General features: G+C 66.2%; 26 protein-coding genes and 1 tRNA gene. 8 read left to right on the top strand and 19 right to left on the bottom strand.

Features of this window, described 5'->3' with window-relative positions:
- Positions 1 to 12 precede the first annotated feature (12 nt).
- From VD964_RS13500 to VD964_RS13445, 12 genes are all read right to left on the bottom strand, one after another.
- Positions 13 to 1,710 carry a terminase large subunit gene (locus tag VD964_RS13500; RefSeq protein ID WP_324869087.1) on the bottom strand — a complete coding sequence of 566 codons (1,698 nt, stop codon included), beginning with the start codon at positions 1,708 to 1,710 and terminating at the stop codon, positions 13 to 15.
- Positions 1,682 to 2,209 (bottom strand): P27 family phage terminase small subunit, encoded by a 528-nt coding sequence (locus VD964_RS13495; protein ID WP_324869086.1) that lies wholly within the window; start codon positions 2,207 to 2,209, stop codon positions 1,682 to 1,684. Before VD964_RS13495 ends, VD964_RS13500 begins: the two co-directional genes overlap by 29 nt.
- 125 nt (positions 2,210 to 2,334) lie before the next feature.
- Positions 2,335 to 2,751 carry an HNH endonuclease gene (locus tag VD964_RS13490; RefSeq protein WP_324869085.1) on the bottom strand — a complete coding sequence of 139 codons (417 nt, stop codon included), beginning with the start codon at positions 2,749 to 2,751 and terminating at the stop codon, positions 2,335 to 2,337.
- A 101-nt stretch (positions 2,752 to 2,852) separates the two neighbouring features.
- Complete coding sequence (locus tag VD964_RS13485) at positions 2,853 to 3,434, bottom strand: hypothetical protein (protein WP_324869084.1); 582 nt, start codon at positions 3,432 to 3,434, stop codon at positions 2,853 to 2,855.
- 273 nt (positions 3,435 to 3,707) lie between these two features.
- Positions 3,708 to 5,354 carry a phage/plasmid primase, P4 family gene (locus VD964_RS13480; protein WP_324869113.1) on the bottom strand — a complete coding sequence of 549 codons (1,647 nt, stop codon included), beginning with the start codon at positions 5,352 to 5,354 and terminating at the stop codon, positions 3,708 to 3,710.
- An 84-nt stretch (positions 5,355 to 5,438) separates the two neighbouring features.
- The gene (locus VD964_RS13475; RefSeq protein WP_324869083.1) at positions 5,439 to 6,002 is read right to left on the bottom strand and encodes an MT-A70 family methyltransferase; all 564 of its coding nucleotides are present in this window, start codon (positions 6,000 to 6,002) and stop codon (positions 5,439 to 5,441) included.
- Between the two features lie 140 nt (positions 6,003 to 6,142).
- Positions 6,143 to 6,412, bottom strand: coding sequence for a hypothetical protein (locus tag VD964_RS13470; protein ID WP_324869082.1), 270 nt, complete (start codon positions 6,410 to 6,412; stop codon positions 6,143 to 6,145).
- A complete protein-coding gene (locus VD964_RS13465) occupies positions 6,405 to 8,117 on the bottom strand; it encodes a bifunctional DNA primase/polymerase (protein ID WP_324869081.1) in 1,713 nt (570 codons plus the stop codon). Before VD964_RS13465 ends, VD964_RS13470 begins: the two co-directional genes overlap by 8 nt.
- Positions 8,114 to 8,716 (bottom strand): hypothetical protein, encoded by a 603-nt coding sequence (locus VD964_RS13460; protein WP_324869080.1) that lies wholly within the window; start codon positions 8,714 to 8,716, stop codon positions 8,114 to 8,116. The genes VD964_RS13465 and VD964_RS13460 overlap by 4 nt, the downstream gene beginning before the upstream one ends.
- Positions 8,717 to 8,719: 3 nt before the next feature.
- Complete coding sequence (locus tag VD964_RS13455) at positions 8,720 to 9,067, bottom strand: hypothetical protein (protein WP_324869079.1); 348 nt, start codon at positions 9,065 to 9,067, stop codon at positions 8,720 to 8,722.
- The gene (locus tag VD964_RS13450; protein ID WP_324869078.1) at positions 9,064 to 9,336 is read right to left on the bottom strand and encodes a hypothetical protein; all 273 of its coding nucleotides are present in this window, start codon (positions 9,334 to 9,336) and stop codon (positions 9,064 to 9,066) included. The genes VD964_RS13455 and VD964_RS13450 overlap by 4 nt, the downstream gene beginning before the upstream one ends.
- A complete protein-coding gene (locus VD964_RS13445; protein WP_324869077.1) occupies positions 9,336 to 9,830 on the bottom strand; it encodes a hypothetical protein in 495 nt (164 codons plus the stop codon). The genes VD964_RS13450 and VD964_RS13445 overlap by 1 nt, the downstream gene beginning before the upstream one ends.
- 171 nt (positions 9,831 to 10,001) lie before the next feature.
- Between VD964_RS13445 and VD964_RS13440 the strand changes: the two genes are divergently transcribed.
- Together VD964_RS13440 and VD964_RS13435 are read left to right on the top strand one after the other, a co-directional pair.
- The gene (locus tag VD964_RS13440) at positions 10,002 to 10,304 is read left to right on the top strand and encodes a hypothetical protein (RefSeq protein ID WP_324869076.1); all 303 of its coding nucleotides are present in this window, start codon (positions 10,002 to 10,004) and stop codon (positions 10,302 to 10,304) included.
- Between the two features lie 52 nt (positions 10,305 to 10,356).
- Complete coding sequence (locus VD964_RS13435) at positions 10,357 to 11,019, top strand: S24 family peptidase (RefSeq protein ID WP_324869075.1); 663 nt, start codon at positions 10,357 to 10,359, stop codon at positions 11,017 to 11,019.
- 78 nt (positions 11,020 to 11,097) lie between these two features.
- On the opposite strand, the gene VD964_RS13430 is transcribed toward VD964_RS13435, so the two are convergent.
- On the bottom strand, positions 11,098 to 12,087 hold the full coding sequence (locus tag VD964_RS13430) for a hypothetical protein (RefSeq protein WP_324869074.1): 990 nt from the start codon (positions 12,085 to 12,087) through the stop codon (positions 11,098 to 11,100).
- Positions 12,088 to 12,383: 296 nt separating this feature from the next.
- Here VD964_RS13430 and VD964_RS13425 point away from each other — a divergent pair, with 296 nt between their 5' ends.
- The 6 genes from VD964_RS13425 (at position 12,384) to VD964_RS13400 (ending at position 15,143) form a co-directional block, all read left to right on the top strand.
- Entirely contained in the window at positions 12,384 to 12,593 is a 210-nt protein-coding gene (locus VD964_RS13425) for a hypothetical protein (RefSeq protein WP_324869073.1), read from the top strand.
- A gap of 171 nt (positions 12,594 to 12,764) precedes the next feature.
- Positions 12,765 to 13,190, top strand: coding sequence for a hypothetical protein (locus tag VD964_RS13420; RefSeq protein ID WP_324869072.1), 426 nt, complete (start codon positions 12,765 to 12,767; stop codon positions 13,188 to 13,190).
- Positions 13,191 to 13,246: 56 nt separating this feature from the next.
- Positions 13,247 to 13,552: a hypothetical protein gene (locus VD964_RS13415; protein ID WP_324869071.1), complete on the top strand. Its 306-nt coding sequence runs from the start codon at positions 13,247 to 13,249 to the stop codon at positions 13,550 to 13,552.
- Positions 13,553 to 13,558: 6 nt separating this feature from the next.
- A complete protein-coding gene (locus VD964_RS13410) occupies positions 13,559 to 13,741 on the top strand; it encodes a hypothetical protein (protein ID WP_324869070.1) in 183 nt (60 codons plus the stop codon).
- 89 nt (positions 13,742 to 13,830) lie between these two features.
- Complete coding sequence (locus VD964_RS13405) at positions 13,831 to 14,082, top strand: hypothetical protein (RefSeq protein WP_324869069.1); 252 nt, start codon at positions 13,831 to 13,833, stop codon at positions 14,080 to 14,082.
- On the top strand, positions 14,070 to 15,143 hold the full coding sequence (locus VD964_RS13400) for a tyrosine-type recombinase/integrase (protein ID WP_324869068.1): 1,074 nt from the start codon (positions 14,070 to 14,072) through the stop codon (positions 15,141 to 15,143). Before VD964_RS13405 ends, VD964_RS13400 begins: the two co-directional genes overlap by 13 nt.
- A 108-nt stretch (positions 15,144 to 15,251) precedes the next feature.
- On the opposite strand, the gene VD964_RS13395 is transcribed toward VD964_RS13400, so the two are convergent.
- The 6 genes from VD964_RS13395 to VD964_RS13370 all read right to left on the bottom strand — a co-directional run bounded on the left by VD964_RS13395 (position 15,252) and on the right by VD964_RS13370 (position 19,177).
- Positions 15,252 to 15,327: transfer RNA gene (locus VD964_RS13395), tRNA-Phe, on the bottom strand.
- Between the two features lie 117 nt (positions 15,328 to 15,444).
- On the bottom strand, positions 15,445 to 15,708 hold the full coding sequence (locus VD964_RS13390) for a DNA gyrase inhibitor YacG (protein ID WP_414637143.1): 264 nt from the start codon (positions 15,706 to 15,708) through the stop codon (positions 15,445 to 15,447).
- A 36-nt stretch (positions 15,709 to 15,744) separates the two neighbouring features.
- Positions 15,745 to 16,983, bottom strand: coding sequence for a ribonuclease E/G (locus tag VD964_RS13385; RefSeq protein ID WP_324869067.1), 1,239 nt, complete (start codon positions 16,981 to 16,983; stop codon positions 15,745 to 15,747).
- The gene (locus tag VD964_RS13380; RefSeq protein WP_324869066.1) at positions 16,980 to 17,609 is read right to left on the bottom strand and encodes a Maf family protein; all 630 of its coding nucleotides are present in this window, start codon (positions 17,607 to 17,609) and stop codon (positions 16,980 to 16,982) included. Before VD964_RS13380 ends, VD964_RS13385 begins: the two co-directional genes overlap by 4 nt.
- Before the next feature lie 25 nt (positions 17,610 to 17,634).
- Positions 17,635 to 17,853 (bottom strand): translation initiation factor IF-1, encoded by a 219-nt coding sequence (gene infA / locus VD964_RS13375; RefSeq protein WP_012977999.1) that lies wholly within the window; start codon positions 17,851 to 17,853, stop codon positions 17,635 to 17,637.
- Positions 17,854 to 18,022: 169 nt separating this feature from the next.
- A complete protein-coding gene (locus VD964_RS13370; RefSeq protein WP_324869065.1) occupies positions 18,023 to 19,177 on the bottom strand; it encodes a lytic transglycosylase domain-containing protein in 1,155 nt (384 codons plus the stop codon).
- Between the last annotated feature and the right edge of the window lie 66 nt (positions 19,178 to 19,243).

The raw sequence follows: 19,243 nt of genomic DNA, 5'->3' as shown, positions 1-19,243 counted from the left end.
CTTCTGCTCCCATCACCCGAACATGCCACCGGACTGGTAGTCGATCTCTGTGCCGCCATCGGCGTGGAAGACGATGGCGCGGCCAAGCGCCATGACGGCGGCGACAATGCCGTCGATGCGCTCGCCGCTGGTCGCCTTGTTCGGCTTGATGTTGTCGGCGGCGTCCCGGTCGATGGCGACGTTCTCCGCCATCCAGTCCAGCACCGGGTGGCCGCCGTGCGCCAGCTCGTGCCCCACGACCATGGCTTCGAAGCGCTTGGCCGGAGCCGACATCGATGCGAAGCCCTGCCCGAACGGCACCATCGGCAGACCGTCCGCCGTCAGGTTGGTGACGAGCTGGGTCGCGTTCCAGCGGTCATAGGGGGCTTCGATCAGGCTGTAGGCGCCCGCATCCTCGCGGATCGCCGCTTCGACCGCGCCATAGTCCACCACGTTGCCGGGGGTGGCGGTCATGGCCTTATCCCGCGCCCATAGGTCATACGGCACCCGGTCCCGGCGAGACCGCAGGTCGATGTTGCGTTCCGGCACGAAGAAACGGGGCACGACGAACCACGGATCGTCGTCGCCCTGCGGCGGGAACAGCTTCAACCAGGCGGTGATGTCGGTGGTGCTGGACAGGTCCAGCGCGCCGAAGCACGGACGGCCAAACAGGAAGCGGGGCAGTTCCTTCCAGCCGACCGGGCCGACGCATTGCCGCCAATCGGCCATCGGCAGCCAGCGGGTGTCCTGCTGCGTCCACATGTTCAGATGCAGGCGCTTAAAGGTGTTCTCGTAGCCCGGCACCCGCTTGGCGTGGGCGCATTCCTGCATCAGGTATTCGAGCGACACGGCATCGCCCACGGACGGGTTGGCCTTCGCCCAGGTGCGCGGATCGGTCCAGTCGTCCGCCTCGTCCGCCATGAACAGGATGGGCAGCAGTGACGGATCGTCATCGACGCCGTCACGCACCCGCACAGCCTGTTCATGCACCTCCCAGCAGATGCCCTGACGGCGGGAACCCGCCGTGGTCATCAGCGCCTCCAACGGCTCTTCGCGGGCGCCCACCGCGGTGTGCAGAACGTCCAGCAGATCCCGGTTCGGCTGGGTGTGCAGTTCGTCGAAGATGATGCCGGAGGGGTTCAGCCCGTGCTTCGTCTCCGCGTCGGACGACAGAACGCCGTAGCTCGCCATCAGCCGGGCGCAGATGACGGACCGCTTGAACACCTCGCAGGCGCGCGAAAGCTGGGGCGAAGCCAGCACCATGCTGGCCGCCTCGCGGAAGACGATGCTGGCCTGTTCGCGGTCTGCGGCGGCGGAATAGATTTCGGCCGACCGCTCGCCGGCCAGCAGCAGCAGCAGCGCCAGACCGGCGGCGAAGGTGCTCTTGCCGTTCTTGCGGGCGATGAACAGGTACGCCCGCCGCACCACCCGCCGGCCGGTGGATGCCCACTTGAAGCCGAAGATGATGCTGACGACGCGGCGCTGCCAGTACTTCAGGTGGAAGGGCTTGCCGGCCAGCCGGCCCTTCGAATGCCGCAGGAAGGTGGGGAAGAAATCGCATGCCTTGTCCGCCGCAGCCTTGTCGAAGACGAAGCGGGGATCGTTGGCATAGCGCTCCCAGAGCCGGTCCACCACGGCGGCGGCGTGGGCTTCCGCAAACGCGATCACCTCCGCCTCAGTGGGCGGGGTGACGGTCACGGCATCACTGGAGCCAGCCGACTGGATCGTCATGATTCGCCTGGGGCTTGGGGGCATCGGACGAATGCGCCGTGGGGGACGGCGCATCGGGGAGCGGCAACTGGTACTGGCGCGCGGCGCCGAGCTGCGCCGCGGTGCTGATCCGGGCCTTGGTGTTCTGGGTCAACTGGTCGCTGTACTTCGCCATCAGCCGGGCTTGGGCGTTCATCACGCCCACCTCCGGCCGGGTGCGCACATAGCCCGTCTCGGTCGTGTAGGTGATGCCCTTGCGGTCGACCACCTTCTTGCAGCGCAGATACAGAGCGCGGGCCTCGCAGTAGGCGCGGAAGGTGGTCAGGTCGGACGGACGCCCCAGGCCGGTGGACAGGAAGCGCGGCAGCTCTTCCAGCCACACCTCCCGCTCGCCCTTGGTCAGGGAGGCGGGAGGCGCGAACTCCGATGCCGGCTCCGTCGACGCGACGGCAGGCGGGGCCTCCGTCGCCGGGGCCGCCGCTCGCTTGCGCCGTCCGGGGTTGCCGGCGAGGGCATTCAACGCCTCCGCCTTTGGCTTCCTTCCTCTCGTCACCGCCTTGGCTCAGAAAAAAAAGTTATTTCCCAATTTCGCGAACGTGCGCGCGGGGTTAAGGCACCGGTCCGTGGGGCGAAAGGTCCCAAGGATCAGACTCCCCCCATCCGCCGGGGGCACCGGCCGGGAGCCGGCTGCCCAGCGCGGGCCGCCGCCCGCTCCGCCGCCTGTTTCGGCCCGTCGTGGCAGGGCTTGCACAGGCTTTGGGTGTTGTCGCGGCTGAAGAACAGCGCGCGGTCGCCGTGGTGCGGCTTGATGTGGTCGACCACAGTCGCCGCGACGGTTAAGCCGTGCTCCCCGCACATGCGGCACAGCGGCTCCACCGACAGCCGCCACGCTCGGATGTCCAGCCACGACTTGACCTTGTACCAGCCGCGCCACGGCTGCGCTTCTTGACGGGCGCGGTCGTGGCGTTGGCGGTCTTCGGCAGCGTGGGCATCGCAGAAGCGGCTATCGGTCAGACGACCGCAGCCGGGACGGGCGCAGGGTTTTTTTGGCTTCCAGGGCATATCGGGGAGGGTTGAAACGCAGTGCGCCCGGCTCGGGTTACCCCGGCCGGGCGCACTAACTCAATCTAGTGGGGAAGCTAACAGAAAACCGCCCGTGTCCGTCAAGAGGGATTTTTTGGCACAGCGAGACCAAATGTTGCGGCGTAGCCCGCCAGCACCTTCAACACCGCGTCGCGGGTCCGGTCTTCCCGCACACCCAGAAGCTTGTCCAGCGCGGCCGGTGACGCTTCACCGGTCAGCACCTTGACCGTGACCACGTCGAGATAGAGCGCGTCATGCCGGCCGCGCAGCAGCCCCGCCTTGCCGGATGCGCGCACCGCCGCCCGCCACTCCGCCACCCGTCGCGCCGGAGCCGACACCGCCCACGATACGGTGCCGCCGGACGGAGCCAGCGGCGGGCTGGTGCGGTTGCCGCCGTCGACCGCCAGCCGCGACGGATCAATCGCCCGCAGCCCCGACGCCGTCCCGATCTCGGTCGCCAACCCACGGCCGATGTCGACGGCAGCAGCGAGCTGCGCCACGTCCATCCGGCCACGGGCATACATCAGCGCCACCCAACCGCGCCCACACACCAGCCCCGGCACCGCCGGGTCGCCCCGCTCCGGCAGGTCGCGCAGCCGGCCGGTGATCAGCCCGTCACTGTCGCCTTCACCCCTGCCCGGTATCACCGCTCCGCCATCCATGCCCGAATGCTCCCTGTTGCTCCCCGCCCGGCGGGAATGCTCCCTCTCTGAACCCCTTGGAAAATCTCGTTTTAGGGAGGATAGGGAGGATAGGGAGCAATAATCGGAGGTCTGCCATACGCGCCCGCACGCCCCCGCGCACACACATATGTGAGACCCCCGAAAATCGCTCCCTATCCTCCCTATGCTCCCTAAACCCAGCATTTCCGCGCCTTTCCCCAAGGTAGCCATGCCCGCGATTGCTCCCTCTGGGGTCGATTGCTCCCTGTCCCGTCAGAGTTCGGGGGGCGGGGCATCGACGTTCTGGGGCAGCCCGTCCAGCAGGCACAGCCCCACATACTCGTTCACGCCGCAACTCTTGACTGTGCGGAAGCCGCGATCCTTCATTTTTCGCCCGAACCCGTTTTGTTTGAGAGGTTCTTGTGCATTTCTTTCGCACCACTTCGTGTAGGCTTCGTACAGCGCCGTAGCCGTGACGCGCCGATCCCGCAGGGCCGCCGTCTCCGCTTCGAGGAAGTCGCCCAGCGGGTCCTGATCGCGCCGGTACTCTTCGACCGCTGCCATGATCTTCTCGGGCGGGTCCAGGCCCTCTTCCAACCACAGCCACAGCCCATCCAGCAGCCAGTTCAAGACCCCGTCCTTCTCCGCGACCAGCTTGTCAAGGATGTGCGGGTCGCGCTCATCCGGGGTGATGAAGACTTCGAACGGCACCAGGATCACGCGGCGCCAGATGCCCACGTCCTGTCCCCGGATGATCGGCCGATGGTTGGTGACCATGATCGGCGTGAACTCCGGCCGGAACTCGAACGGGTCCTTGTTGAGCTTGCGCGTCTCCATCGGTTCGCCGCCGGTCACCTCTTTGACCAGACCTTCCGACAGGGCCTCACCCTTGTCCGGCTCGTTCATCAGCACCAACCGCACGCCCGGCAGCTTGGCGATGGAAGGCTTCGGCCCGTCCGCCTTCTTGTCCTTTCCGTCGAGGAAGACGCCCACCGGGATGGTGGCGGCATAGTCCCCGAAAACCTTCCGGATCAGGTCAACCAGCTTCGACTTGCCGTTCTTGCCGGTGCCGTAGAAGATGACAAATATCTGTTCAGATGTGTCGCCCGTTAGGCAGTATCCAAGCAGCTTTTGCACGAATTTCCTCACATCTTCATCTGGAAGAATGCGCTTGATGAAACGGTCGAACTGCGGCGCACTCGCCTGTGGGTTGAAGGCGGCACCGGCAAGCCGGGTGATCAGGTTCGCCTTGCGGAAGCCGCCCAGGTGCATCTGGTCACGGCTTTCCGGCTTCTGGCGCAGGTCCAGCGTGCCGTTCTCAGCCGTCAGCAACCAGGGGTGCGCGTCCATCGCCCGCATCGGCTTCGACAGGTAGGGCTTGGCCTGTTCCAGCGCGCCCTTCACCTTCGGCGTGTCGCCGCTCTTCACGGCGAATTGCTCGAACGCCTTCAGGCCGCGTTCCCAGTCCTTGATGCGTTCCAGCCGCAGCTTGCCCTGGACATTCGGATCAAGCTCTTCGGTCTCGGTCGGAGGTGCCGGCGGCGGCCCCAGGTCGCGCAGCTCCTTCACCTCGTCCCGCAGCTTCTCCACCATGCGGTGGCACAGCTTCGTGGCTGCCGCCTCGCCCAGCTCGTAGCCGAAGCGCTTCCCGTCCCAGACCGCCCAGCCGTTCTGATCGACGAAGACAAGGTCACGGCCGAACCGCTGAATCAGCCGCTCCCCATTGCCCTTGTCAGACTTATCGTAAGTTGCAAGCTCTCGGTCAGGCGGCGGTTCACCCTCGTCATCGTCCGGCGGCTGGGCGACGCCACTGCCGCCCGTGCCGGCATCGACCACGACCGCGCCGTCGATCTGCTGTCGCAGGTCTTCCAGCGTGTCGGGCAGGTCCGCCGGCACGATCTTGGAACCGTCATCGGGCATCACGCACCTGAAAGCCTCTGGCACGCCCATCGGGCGCCCAATTTGTGAGGGGGGCGGGGGGAGGCGCGGAGGGGTGCCAGCGGGTCATGAACCCACCTCCCCGGCGTCCGCCGTGAATTTGTCCGTCTGGTTCCCCCAGACGTCGAAGCCCAGCCAGGATTGGCGGGCGAATAGCTCGCACGCGGGACCGCTGGGGATCAGCCGGCGCGCCATGGCGTATTGCTCATCAGGCTTCCGGGAATGCTCGCGCGTGACCGCGTCCAGAGCGTCGCCACCGTCCAGCAGGATGCCGCGTTCCGACGTGCAGCCCGGCCCATAAGGCGGTTCACCGATGGCCCACAAGGTGACATGCTCGGTCGAGACCCGGACGACATAGCCGGGGCCGAAGGCCAGCTTGCCGGAGGGGGTGCGCTTCACCCAGGGGAAGCCGGTGACGTACCGGAAGCCCCACACCTCCCCCACGGCGATGGCCTGGGGCAGCATCGCCCATGTGCCCCACATCCACAGCAGGCAGCCCCGCGGGTTGGCGAGCTGCTGCACCGGCAGAGCCTTGATGGCGTCCACCGGCATGCAGGCGTAATGCGCCACCGGGTTCTTGCCCTCGCCCTTAGCGGAGCGGTTGTAGAAGCGCCACGGCGGGTCGGCCATGATCAGGCGATACGCCGCGGGGGCGAGGTTGCCCCACTGCCACGATGCAGGCTTGCCCGACAGCGATACCGCCCGAGAGGGAGCATCGCCCCCAATCGCAGGAAGATCGAACAGGAGGGGGCCAGGGGAGGTTGACTTGGTCACGCGGCGGCCCTCGTTCGGTCTTGGTCGAATGTCACCGCAAGCTGTTCAGCGGCAGCCACCTGCCGGGCGATGCCGGCGGCGAAGGTCTCGGAGTCGGCGATCAGCACGACCAACAGGTCGAAGGCATCCGACCACAGGGCGGCGCAGTCGCGACGGCGCTCACGGTGCCCCAGCAGCCGGCGACACCAGCAGTAGACGTCGGGCGCACGGCGTGCGGTCGTGCTCATGTAGCGGAAGGCCAGCAGGCGCGCGGCGGCGTCATCCATGGCCGCCCCCATTCCGCGCCCGGCGGGGAGGGAAGCGCACCGTCACCCGGCCATCACCGCCCAGCGCCCGCGCCACCCGGCCGCGCAGCTCGTCCGACGCGGCGTCCGCGCCGATCACGATCACGTCCCGCACCGTCTCCGGCAGCGCCAGATGCAGCAGCGCCGACACCGGCCCGCCGATCCACACCGGCACGCCCGGATAGGCGTTGCGGGTCTGAAGCCCGATCACGGCCCCAGTGGTCAGGTGCAGCCGCTCGCCCGAGACCTTGCCCAGGCGCACCGCCGCGCCCTGCCAAGCGCCGATCAGGCGGCGGGACGGCAGCACCTCCCCTGTGCTGGGATCGGCGATGGTCGCCATCCGGCCATCCGGCGACAGAAGGGTCGCCAGCACGGCGCGCACCTCCGGCTTGCCGTCCCGGTCAGGCCACCGCGCCATGCCGGCCAGCAGAGCGGGCCACCGGCCGATGCACACCGGCTCCGCCCCGTCCGGGCCATGCAGGTATTCCACCTCTCCGAAGCCGAACCACGGGCCAGCGGTCGCCGGGTCCACGCCGCTGGCAGCGAGGAAGGTGGTGGCGGGCGTATCGGTCAGCGATGCGGCGCGGGCATTCCACACCGCCCGGCCGGCGGCCATCTGCACGCCCAGGGCAGCCGGAGACGGGGCGCCGCCACGGTGCCGGCGCTGGGGCTGATAGCGCCGCTGTTGCCGCTCCGGGCGTTCTGGCACGTCGCGCGGGTGGTTCCGTCCGGCCGCAATGCCGCCGTCGATGATCTTTTCCAGATGCGCCGGGTCCCACCCGCCTTTGCGCGGGTCGATGCTCCATTGCAGAGCTGCCGCCATCAAATGCTGGCGCACCAAGTCTTCCGGTAGGGCGTTCGTCGCCACCAGCCCGCCCAGCTTGAAGGCGGCTTCGTTCAGCGCGTTGTTCTGGTTGCCCGGCCCGGTCTGGCGGACGGTCTTCACCTCGTCATCAAGCGCGGCGCGGGCATAGGCGGAGATGCGTTCGGTCTTGGTCGAAGGGGCACGTGCGGCAGCCTTCGGCACCGGCTGGCCGATGCGCTTGGCGAGGAAGGCCGGCAACTCGCGCCCATCGAGGCGCAGGCGCAACCAGTCAAGGTCTTCCGGCTCTCCCATCAGCAGCCGGATCACCCATTCCGGGGCTGGCACGACGGGGGTGGAGTCTGGGCTGCCGATCCAGGCATATCGCCCGCCGTTCGGATGGATCGACGGGGCGGCGAGGATGTACCCGCCGGTCGACCGGGTGTCAAGACCCGGCCCCAGGCGCGACCGCGCGCTGTTCTTCACCGGGCGGCCCGGCCAGCGGAACAGCCAGTGCCGCCCGCCGCTGGGGGTGTTCTGCCCCAGCGTCTGCGGCAGCGGCTCCCCGAACAGCTCTTCCAGGATCTGCAACGTCTCGAAGCCGTTCTCCGCCGGCTTGTCGCCCACCGCGTCCTTGATGTCGGCGTCCATCACCCAGAAGCCGGACTGTTCGCCAGCAGCCAGCCCGACATTTGCCCGCGGCCAACGGGTCCAATACTGTTTCACCCAATAGGGGGAGGTCTTGGCGTCATTGACGCCATGTTCGAAGAAGTCCTTTTCCTTGTAGGGCAGCTTGTCCCCGGCCACGCACGGGAACACTGCCCAGCCGCGGGCTGCGTAGGCCGCCGCCGCCTCGAACAGTTCCGGCCCGGCAACTTCGGTCATGGCCGGTTACCCTCCGCCCGCTCGCCCGCACGCAGGCGGTAGGACACTGCGGCGATACCGAACACGCACCCGCGTACGGCATCGTCCATCGGCTTCGTCGGCTGCCAATCCTCCGGTTCCAGCGGCCACGAGTCGGACGGCTGACCCGGCGGGAAGTCGTCCCGGCGGTGATAACCGGCATGGGACAGATATTCACCACCGGCCGAGTCCAGCGTGCCGGGCGACAGTTCGTCATCGGCCGCCGCGCCGTCGTCTACCGCTTTCTGAGCGGCGGCCAGCTCGCGCACCACGATGGACAGAGCGTTAATGTCGGACCCCGTCAATCCCTCCGGCAGCGTCAGCACCAGGCGGCTCTGCACCTTCGGCAGGCCCGGCAGTGACCGGACACCGATCCCCGACACCCAGGTGTGGCCCTGCTGATCCAGCTCGGGCTTATAGCCGTGACGGGACAGGCTCCGGCCGAAATTGGCCCGCGTCAGGGGGCGCAGACGCTTGCTATTGCAGAAGACGGAGTAGGCGTTGAACAGATCGCGGACACGAACGGAGGCTTCGCGTCCCTCGCATGCACTGCGGAGGAACGCGTTCAACGTGGCGGGCATGGGTCAATCCTCCAGGGCTTGGGCCACTCTCGCGGCGTGGGTTGCGGGCGCGAACAGCGGCATGTCATCGACAGCGCGTTGCGCCGGATCGAGGCGCCGGTTGGCGCAGAAAGGGGCGTTGAAGTTGGCGAGCGCCACGGCCAGAGCGTGGTTGTCGAGACCGCCGGCCAGCCAAGCGGCGGCGACCTGGGCCAGTCCGCGCGCGGCGCTGTCGATGTCCGGCACCGCGGCGATTGCTCTAACCAGGGCGTCGCGGTCGGCGTCCTGGGGACGGCCGATCAGCACCCGGCCGCAAGCCAGCGACAGGGCGATGCCGGGATCGAGATCACGGGAGCCGGCCGGGGCGGTCATGCAGGCACCTCTTGCGCCGCATGATCCGGCCGGCAGGCTTCCAGATGGCCGGCGAGCGCCGACACCATGCTGTCGGCGTCAGCCCAACCGGACGCCCAGCCCCAGCCGCTGACGGTGTCGGGCAGATAGGGATTATCGGTCAGGGGACGACCAGAGAGGCAGGCGGCAGAGCCGTCCCCCCAGGCCGTAAGGAACCGCACGTCGGTCGGATGCTCCATCCTGCCGGACAGCATCATGGCAACGCCCCCGGTGGTCAGCAGCGCGGTCATCACGCCACCTCTACGGCACGGGGGCCAGCCGGAATGGAGGCGGTCACGTCCCTCTCCAGGGCGTCGAGCACCCCGCGCAAGACGGCCAGCTCGCGCAGCACCTCGCGGCCTTCTTCCGCCGTGATCTGCCTGCCGCCGTCACTCTTGGGGCAGCGGGCCTGCCGGACGGCTTCGGCCACGTCGCCCAGCTCCACCATGGCTTCGGCAAGCCGCGCCATCGGGTCGCCCGGCACCGCGGCACCATCGGCCGAACGGCGCAGCTCCGCCTTATAGGCGGTCAGGATCGGCGGGGCCTCGCCACGGCCAATCATGGCACGATCCAGGCGCAATGCCTGGAACAGGGGAATGCGGTGCGCGTCGTCGTCGGGGTCCGACCACATGCGAACGAGGCGCGCGCTCTTGCTGGTAACGGCCTCGACCTGGGCGTCACCCAGAGAGGCATGGACGAGAAACACCGCGTCCTCTAGGGACAGCGGATCACGGCGCTTGGTCATTGTCCGGTACTCGCGTGTCGATGGAACAGGATATTTTTAGTTCGCGCGTTCATACTGCGGTTCTGTCGACAGCTGCTCTCCACCCAGGACAGGGGCGGCGCAACGCGGCGCAAGTCGCCGTGTTCGCAGCAGCTTCGAGACGAAGCGTCGTCGCGAATGGGAGCCGTGGTGATGCGAGGCGATAGCGTCGGTTGGAGCAGCGGCGGCCATGTAAGCTTCAGCGCGCTCAATCACGGTCAGGGTGATGCCTGCACCTTCGGTGAGACGCTTCACAAACTTGTGGTCGCCTACGGCATCGAGTCCGAAGCGGGCTGCGGTGAGTCCGTGCAGACGCAAAAACGCCTGAACACGAACCAATATGTGCTGTCGCGTATGCATGGTCCCGGATGTTCGGATAAATTTACCCCTTTTGGCAAGGGTAAATTTATCCGTTCGGGTATCGAGGATGCTCGGGTAAGTTTCCCCAATGGCTAAGAATCAGGTTAGACCTTCCGAGACACCCATTGGCCGCGAAATTAGGCGCCGAATGGATATCTTTGGCTGGAGTATCGCAGAGTTAGAGCGCCGGGCCGAGTTGAGTGAAGGCGGCGCTAAGAACATTATTTACGGAAAGTCTAAGAACCCCCGCGCAGATACGTTAAAGAAGATTGCAAAAGCGCTGGGCTGCACGACTAATGACTTATCTCGCGATGATATCGGCGAGGACACTATTGCTAATACTCCAGATGTTCCTGCGGATGTATTTGGCGGGTCGAGCGACCACATCTTAAACGGCGGGATGCCCATTACTGAACTTGATGTTCGGGCTGGAGCTGGCCCAGGAACTCTAACCGAGGAAAATACTGCGACGCACACATGGCGTGTGCCCACGGAAGTAATTCGCGGGTACACGTCTGCTCCATCTGAAGAACTCAAGATCATTACGGTTTATGGTGACTCAATGGAGCCAACCTTGATGCCAGGGCAGCGCATCATGGTTGACATCGCTGACAGAACACCGTCACCACCAGGGCTATTTGTTGTTTGGGACGGTCTTGGCCTTGTGGTGAAGCGGCTGCAGGTTATCCCTCACAGCGATCCCGTTTGCGTCCGCATTTCCTCGGACAATCCCCGATACGAACCTTATGAACGCACGCTAGAGGAAGCTCATATCCAGGGACGTGTCATTGGTGGCTGGCGTTGGATGTAGTGTGTTCACCGGTAGAGTTGATGGTTTTGAAGGGGCGTGGAGAGTCAGATAATGGATTCTCCACACCCAGATTTAAATTTAAGCTTTAGACACTCCGACGATTTCTGCAACTTTATCCACAAAACACACCGTTCCATCGTCGATGGAATACCGTAGTAATCGGATTCCTAGTTGATGCAGAACCTCGCGGTCTAACGGTGTGGGGTCGCCGGGTAATACAACAACGAGGACGCCAGGACTGCTAAGTAGGGCTTTGTAGAAAAATAATTGTCCAATAGCAGTGTATATCGAATATGGCGTTACCTCCGTTTTCACTTCAAACAAACCAATCGCTTTTCCCTCGTCTCCGTAAAAGAGGTCAGGCCCACGCCGCATCTGGCGTTCATCAGATGGGGAAAGGCCTATTATTGTTAGCTCCTCCGCTAGAGCATTAACAACAACATCGTGAACTGGATCGACAGTTCTAGGATCTCTCGCCGGAATTTCATATCTCTTCGGCAATTTGGCTTGAAACAAACTGTGGTTTGTTTTTCCCTCTGCACCCGCTTCAATGTCTTCCCAATAACGCCTTACGCGGGCGCAAGCTTTAATATAGTCTTCTATATCATCAAGAAAGTTTTCATCATCTAAGCATGCAACTTTGTAGTATTCTCTCGAAACTTTGCTGCTAAGCTGGACATTTTCTCTCTTTGTCCCAAGGTCAAATGCCCTATCGAACATATCTGTTTTGATCGCCTTAGGTTTAGCTTTTAGGTACCCCCAGTGCAGTAACCAGCGTTTAGCGCCATCCTGAACAAGCTGGCCCGTAAAACCTTCGCGAGTCCCAGAAAATGGCATATTGATCTGAACAACACGTTTAGTAGGCTCATTACCGCGTAGGAGACCGAACTCAAACCAGTGCTTTTCACCATTCTTGTCTGCCCAATAGTCCATCCAGATTCCACGATCTGGTACCCCAAAACGCCCGCTGCGGCCAAAGCGGAATGCACTTGGAGCGGTGCGGAAAAGGGATTTCAGATCATCAGCGGCCTTAATCAGGCTTCTTTCTGCGCTCACGGGCTTCAACATGCTGCATTTACCTATTCTGAGTTGCTATTAACGAGATAGGTACACATTAATTTGCTTTCTCTTGTCCGTCTACTCCAACGATGTAATCCGTTGGCTCGCACGATCTGTGCGTGCTGTAGCGGTCTGATAGGCTCAAGCCTTATATCTCGAACACACGAGCTGGCAAAAATTGGGTATAGATACCCCAATCACGCTTGACAGGGTATATTTACCCGAATTAGACCTTGCTTGGTCGCTCGGCTTAGCCCCGATGCGTATCGGCTCTGAGACCACTCATAGATATCAGGACATTCAGCATGAAGCACCGCCGTATAATGCGCAGCCCTTCCGCCCTACATGCCACCGCCCGCGCCATGGGCCGCAAGATTGCCGACCTGGGCGGCTCCGGCGACGCGGTGACGGAAGCCGACCTGCTGACCGACTTCAGCGCCGCCGACATCGCCGCCCATGCCGAAGCCGCCCGCGGCTACGCGCGGTCAATACTGGGCAGTCGCTCCGTCGCCTGACCAGGCCGGCGACCCGAGCGGGTGCGGTTCAGCCGCGCTCCCTCTGACCGCCGCCGCAGCAGGCAGCGTGCGCGGTCGGCGCTATCCGGCCATACGAGTGCCCCAGCGTGAGACCCCCGGTTTTCGGCGAAAGTGCCGGGGGTCGCTGGGACCATCCCCGAGACATCGACAATGACCGACGCCACGGTTCCGGTGGACGGCGGAGCTTTGCCCGCCGTGCCCCAGACGCACCACCCCGACTTTGAAGCGATTTACCGCCTGTGGATCGACATCATCCGCGAGGCGCGCATGCTGGGTGGCCGCGACGCCGCCCGCCGACTGTGGCGGTCTTCGCCCCTGCCGCCGTTGGACGCGCACAGCAAAGGGAAGGACACCCCTGGCTGGGTCGAGTCCTTCCTCTCCGACAGCACGGAACCGGCTTCTGGTGCCCGCCTGAAGGCGGAGGCGCTGTGGACCGCCTATGTCGCTTGGTGCCAGCCGCGCGGCCTGGAACCGATCACCCGCGCCGGGCTGATGCGCCAGCTCGCCCGCCATGGCCTGCGGCGCCAGAAGGCAAGCTGCATCTACTTCCTGAACCTGCGTCTGCGGGTCCAGTGATGCCGAAACCCAGCAAATCCGCGGCGTGTACACGCGTTCCGTCAGATGCCCCAGGAGTGGCCTCTGCGCGCCCGGCCTGTGGATCGGTCTGCCGCGAGTGCGGAGCCATCTACACGGCCTCCGATCTGGCGCAGGAATTCTGCCGACCCGCCTGCCGCGTCGCCTGGAACAACCGGGCGCGGCTGCGCGGAGCGAAGCTCTACGAAGCGGTGATGACGTGGCGCGTCCTTCGCCAGCCCGGCGGCTTTGCCGCGGTCACCGCACTTGTCTCTGCCTTCCTCGACGAAGACCGCACCGCCGGCCGGCGGTGGCGGCCCCGCACCTACGACCCCAAGACCGGCCGCCGCACGCGCCGGAAGTGAGGAACCATGACTGTGATCGGCCATTGCCATGACTGCGGCGAATACACTCTGATCAACCGCACCACGCGCTTGTGCGACGTGTGCACTGAGGAGGCGGAGTTATTCGCCGCCCTCCCGTCGCGCGAAGACACCATCGCCCTGATCGGCCGTCAGTTCCTTCCTAAGAGGGGCGATCACCATGCCTTTTGAGCTTCTGCCCGCCCTGATCTTTACCGCGATCCTCGCCGGCAGTGGTGGCGGTTTCGTGCGGTTCATGCGTGCGTGCGGGCGGTGAAGCCATGACCGCCGCCAAAGCACGCCCTTCCGAGTTGCCCGGCTGGCCGCGCCTGCTGTCGCGCGAGTTGGCAGCGGCCTACATCGGCCAGTCGCCGAACGTGCTGGACCGGCTGGGCATCACCTTTCACAGGATCGGCTCCCGGCGGATGTACGACCGGACCGATCTGGACCGCTGGGTGGACGATTTGGCGGGCCACCGGCAGGATGGAGCACCTCAATCCTGGACGGAGCGAATTTCCCAATGCGGAACGTGAAGCGGGTCACCGCCAAGGGGCGGGCCTACTACTATCACCGGGGCACCGGCATGCGCCTGCCGGGCGAACCCGGTAGTGCTGAGTTCGAAGCCGAATACCGGCGGCTGGAAGGCATCGCCGTCGAGAACAGCGACGCGGCTGCCCCGGTGGTCTGCAAGACGCTAGGCGCGCTGCTGATCGCCTATCGGGGCAGCCCGACCTTTGCCGAGAAAGCCGATTCAACCAAGGCCGACTATCACGAAGCGATGGATTGGTTGAAGCCGCTGCACGACATGCCGTTGGACCGGATTGACACCCCGACCATGACCCGGCTGCGCGATCAGGCGTACAAGACGCGCAAGCGGTGGTTCGCGAACCACCTGCTGCGCTTCATGTCGGCACTGTTCAACTGGGGCCGCCCCTACGGCTACATGGACGCGAACCCCTGCGAGAAGGTTCCGAAGATCCGAAAGCCGCGCGGTGAACGCGTGGTCAACCGCCCGTGGACCGACGAAGAGTTCGCCAGGGTTATGGCAGCGATGCCGCCGGAGCTGCGCGTCGCTGTGGCGCTGGGTGCACATGCCGGCCTGCGCGAGGGCGACGCCATCCGCTTGACGTGGTCAGCCTACCGTGGCGGCGTGATCGAGTCGCGACAGGCGAAGACCGACGACCCGATCTGGGTGCCGGTGCATTCGGAGCTGAAGACGATCCTCGACGAAGCACGCGCCCGCCTGCCGGCTCTGTCGGCGAAGCTGGCGGCGAAGAACCGCCCGGTGCCCATGACCATCGTCGTCGGACAACGCGGCGAGCCGTTCACGGAATCTGGCTTCCGTGCCCGGTTCTTTAAGGTGATTCGGCAGCTGGTGGCTGAAGGCAAGGTCCAGCCCGGCCTGACCTTCCACGGCCTGCGGCACACGGCTGCCACAAAGCTCGCGGATGCCGGCTGCGACACCCGCGACATCATGGCGATCACGGGGCACAAGACCGAAGCGATGGTCGCCCGATACACCCGGTCGGCAGACCAGAAGCGGCGCGCGACTGCGGCGATCATGAAGCTGGAAGGGGTGGGGAGGAAGGCGTGACCAGAGCCAGAACAACGGTGGAAAACCGTTTGGAAAACTCTGGAAAACTAGGTCAGAAGCGCTGACCGTTCGACACCATCCAACCCGCTGATTTTAAAGGAGGGAGGGTGGTGCCCAGGGACGGAGTCGAACCGCCGACACGGGGATTTTCAGTCCCCTGCTCTACCAACTGAGCTACCTGGGCATCTCTGCGCCGCTTGGTGGGTGACCGTTTCGGTCGGTGCGGCGCGTCGTGTGGGGCGCTTTTTAGAGAGGTTCGGACAGGCTGTCCAGAGAAAAATTCAGAAAAATTTGGACCCCCTTACGGCTCGTCGTCAGGGTCGGAATCGCGGGGCGGAAGCGGGGATTCGGAGCCCGGAATGCGATAGCCCTCGCCCAGCCAGCGCGACAGGTCGATATCGGCACAGCGCTTGGAACAGAAGGGGCGGGTGGCCGGTTCGGTCGGGCGGCCGCAGATCGGGCACTGGGTGCCTTTCTCGCCGATGGAGCCCGCCTTGGCGCCGGCATGGGAATGCTCATGGGAATGGGGGCGCTGTTCGGCGCCGAGGGATTGGGGATCGGACAAGGGACGGTCTCCGTAACGAACTACTGCTGTAAGCGGCTAGGGACGCAGCAGGGCGGCCAGCGGCGTGCCGCGGCGGGCGCGGGTCAGCTCCACCAGGCCAAGCTTCGACATGCCATACACTTGGGTCTGCACCGGGTCGCTTTCCACCGCATGCGACAAGGCGGCCAGCACGCGCTCGGCATCGCCGCGGCCGCGCATGTTGACGAAATCCACCACCACGATGCCGCCGACATTGCGCAGGCGGAGCTGGCGGGCGATCTCCGCCGCGGCGTCGATGTTGACGTCCACCGGGTTGCCGCGCTCCCCGGCATTGACGTCCACCACCGTCAGCGCCTCCGTCCGCTCGATCACCAGCGAACCGCCGAGCGGCAGCGGCACCCGGACGTCCAGAAGCTCCGCAATCGCAGAGTCGAGGTCGCGCAGGTCGAACAGGCGCTGGGAGGCCCTGTGGGCGGTCAGCCGTGGCAGCAGGTCGGGGGCGTGGCGGTCGCACCAGCCGCGCAAGGCCGACAGCAGCGGACCCTCTCCGACGGCGATGCCGCCGGCCGGGGCCGGGTCGTCGACGATGATCGACTCGGGTGCCGCGGCGCCCTGCTCGATCAGGGCGCGGGTGGGGGCGTCGGGGCCGGGATGAAGCAGGCGTGGGGCGGAACCGGCGCGGGCGTCGTCGCGGATGGCGCGCCATTGCAGGTGCAGCGCCTCCGATTCGGCGGCCAGAAGATCGTCGGACACTTGGGCGGCCCCGGCGCGGACGATCCAGCCGGCGCCGGTGACAAGCTCTTCGATGCGGCGGCCGAGCGCCGCGCGCTCCGGCCCGCTGCCCAGGCGCTTCGACACCGCGATGTCGCGGCCGAGCGGCGCATGCACCAGAAAGCGGCCGGGCAGGGTGACGTCCATCGTCAGCGACGGACCCTTGGCCCCCGCGGCATCGGCCTTCACCTGCACCACCACCGGCTGGCCGGCGCGCAGCAGCGCGCCGATGGCGGCCGGCTTCGACCCCGGACGGGGATGGGAGCGCGATTGGGGGGAGTCGTCGTCGAGAACGGGGCGGCGCACGTCGGTGGCAGGCAGCAGGCCGGACAGACCGCCGCCAAGATCGATGAAGGCGCCGTTCAGGCCGGTGGCGATTCGCTCCACCCGGCCCAGGATGACGGCGCCCAGCAGCGACGGGCGGTCGGCATGGTCGATGTGCAGGTCGGTCAGGCGGCCGTCGGCCAGCACCGCCGCCCGCGTCAGCGGACCGTCGCGGTCGACCAGCAGCTCAAGCCTGTTCATTGCTCAGGCGGGGCAGGGGGAGAAGGCGGGAAGCCGGCGCCGTGCAGCATGCCGGCGACCTCGTGGAGCGACAGCCCGACGACATTGCTGTAGGAGCCGCCGATCCAGCGCACCAGCGCACCCGCCCGGCCCTGGATAGCATAGCCGCCGGCCTTGCCCTTCCATTCGCCGGACGCGATGTAGGCATCGGTTTCCGTCCGGTCGAGCACCTTGAAGGTGACGTCGGTGCGGACCAGCCGGTCGATCCTGCGGTGGCCCTCTCCGCCAGCGTCGGGGACCAGCAGGACGATGCCGCCCAGCACCCGGTGCCGCCGGCCGGACAGCAGGGACAGGCAGCGTCGCGCCTCCTCCTCCCGCTCGGCCTTGGGCAGGATGCGGCGGCCGCAGGCGACCACGGTGTCGGCGGCGAGAATCCACGAATCGGGATGGCGCGCAGCAACGCACGACGCCTTCTCCGCCGCCAGACGCATGGCGTGCTGGGGCGGGAGTTCGTCGCGCAGCGGCGCTTCGTCGAGATCGGCGGGATCGACCGCGTCGGGCACGATGCCGATCTGGCGCAACAGGTCGAGCCGGCGGGGCGAGGCCGAAGCCAGCACCAGCCGGGGCGCCTTGGACGGGATCGTCACGGGGAACCGCGATGCAGCAAGGATGCTACTTGAACCGGAAGGTGATGCGGCCCTTGGTCAGGTCGTACGGCGTCATTTCCACATTGACGCGGTCGCCAGCCAGGACGCGAATCCGGTTCTTACGCATCTTGCCCGAGGTGTGCGCGAGAACCTCGTGATCGTTGTCGAGCTTCACCCGGAACATCGCGTTCGGAAGCAATTCGACGACGGTCCCGGAAAACTCGATCAGATCTTCCTTTGCCATAGGCCCTTATGTCCGTCCTAATAGTTTCGCGGCAATAACTGACCTTCCAAAGCCGCCGGGTCAAGTGGGATTCCCACCGCCGATGCGTTCGGCCGCAGCCCAGCCGCGCGGGGCAGCCCCGCGTTGCGGGTCGGACAACCCTCCGGCACCGCTTCCGCTGGCCCTTCGGTCAGACCGACTGATGGGGGTTGAGCGGCGATGCGCTGCCCTCGTCCAGGCGGCGCGGCCGTTCCAGCGCTTGGCCGATGGCCGCGAACATCTCGCGCTGGTCGATCTCCATGCGCCGCGTCAGGCGGCTCACGGTTTCCGCCGCGCTCAGGGCGCGGCCGCTGGACCGGTCGTGAAACAGGTTGTGATTCGACTTCGCGGCGCTGGGCAGCAGGTCGGCGGCGACGGCGCCCGGCGTCGATTCGGCGGCGCGAATCAGCTTCGCCGCCCCGCCGGAGCCCAGAACATAGGCCATGCGGCTCTCCGATTCGCTGGCCTGGCGGCCCAGCCGCTTCTCCAGCGCGTCCCGCCCCTCGGCCAGATAGCGGGCGGCCATGCCGGCCGACAGGTCGACATCGTGGCGCAGTTCCAGGATCTGGCGGCGGATCGCCGGGTCCTTGACGCTGGACACGCCGTTGCGGACCTGGATGTGCGAGGCGAGTTCACCTTGCCCATAGGCGGCGCCATGGCGGCGGAACAGGTCGAGCCAGGTGGATTCCAGGAACTGGAACGGCCCGGCGGCGGAGCTGCGGCTGTTCTTCGCCGCGCTGTCCAGCCCGCTTTCCTGCGTCGCCTGGGCCAGGATGGCGGTGAAGCTGTGGCCGGACAGGCCGGCGACCTGCTGCGAGGCGACCAGCACCCGCGCTGCGGTCGGATTGTCGGAGGTCACCGCCTCCACGGCGTTCGCGACCCTGGCGGAGCTTGGCACCGGGGCCGGAACCGCCGGTTTAAGTCCGGGCAGTGGCGCGCGCGGCGCCCCCGCGGTCGCCGGGCCGGCCTCGGCAGCCAGCAGGACGGGTGCCGCGGGCTTGGCGGCGGGCACCGGCACGGCCGTGCCGTCGGCCAGCCGGATGGGTGTCACCGGCTTCGCCGCAGGAAGGGGAACCTGGGTGCCGTCGTCCAGCAGGACCGGGGCCGCCGGCTTGCCCAAGGGCATGGGCGGTGCCTTCTGGCCGTTGACGAGCCGGCCGACCGGAACGCTCGCCGAACGGCCTTGCGAGGTCTGGGCCAGCGAGTCGCGGAAGGACGGCTCGGCGCCGGCACCATCGGCCGGCGGCGGAAGGATTTCGGGCTTGCGCTCCGGAACAGAGCCGAGAGGGGGCTGCGCAACCTTCATGGCACACACTTCGCTGCAGGCCGGCAGAGCCTGCCGGGGTCGAGGCCCGCCCGGCCGCGCATCGGG

Source organism: Azospirillum sp. (genome assembly GCF_035628975.1).
Classification (GTDB): Bacteria; Pseudomonadota; Alphaproteobacteria; order Azospirillales; family Azospirillaceae; genus Azospirillum.
Note: the sequence above shows the minus strand (reverse complement) of the source record. Positions and strands in the feature narration are given on the sequence as shown.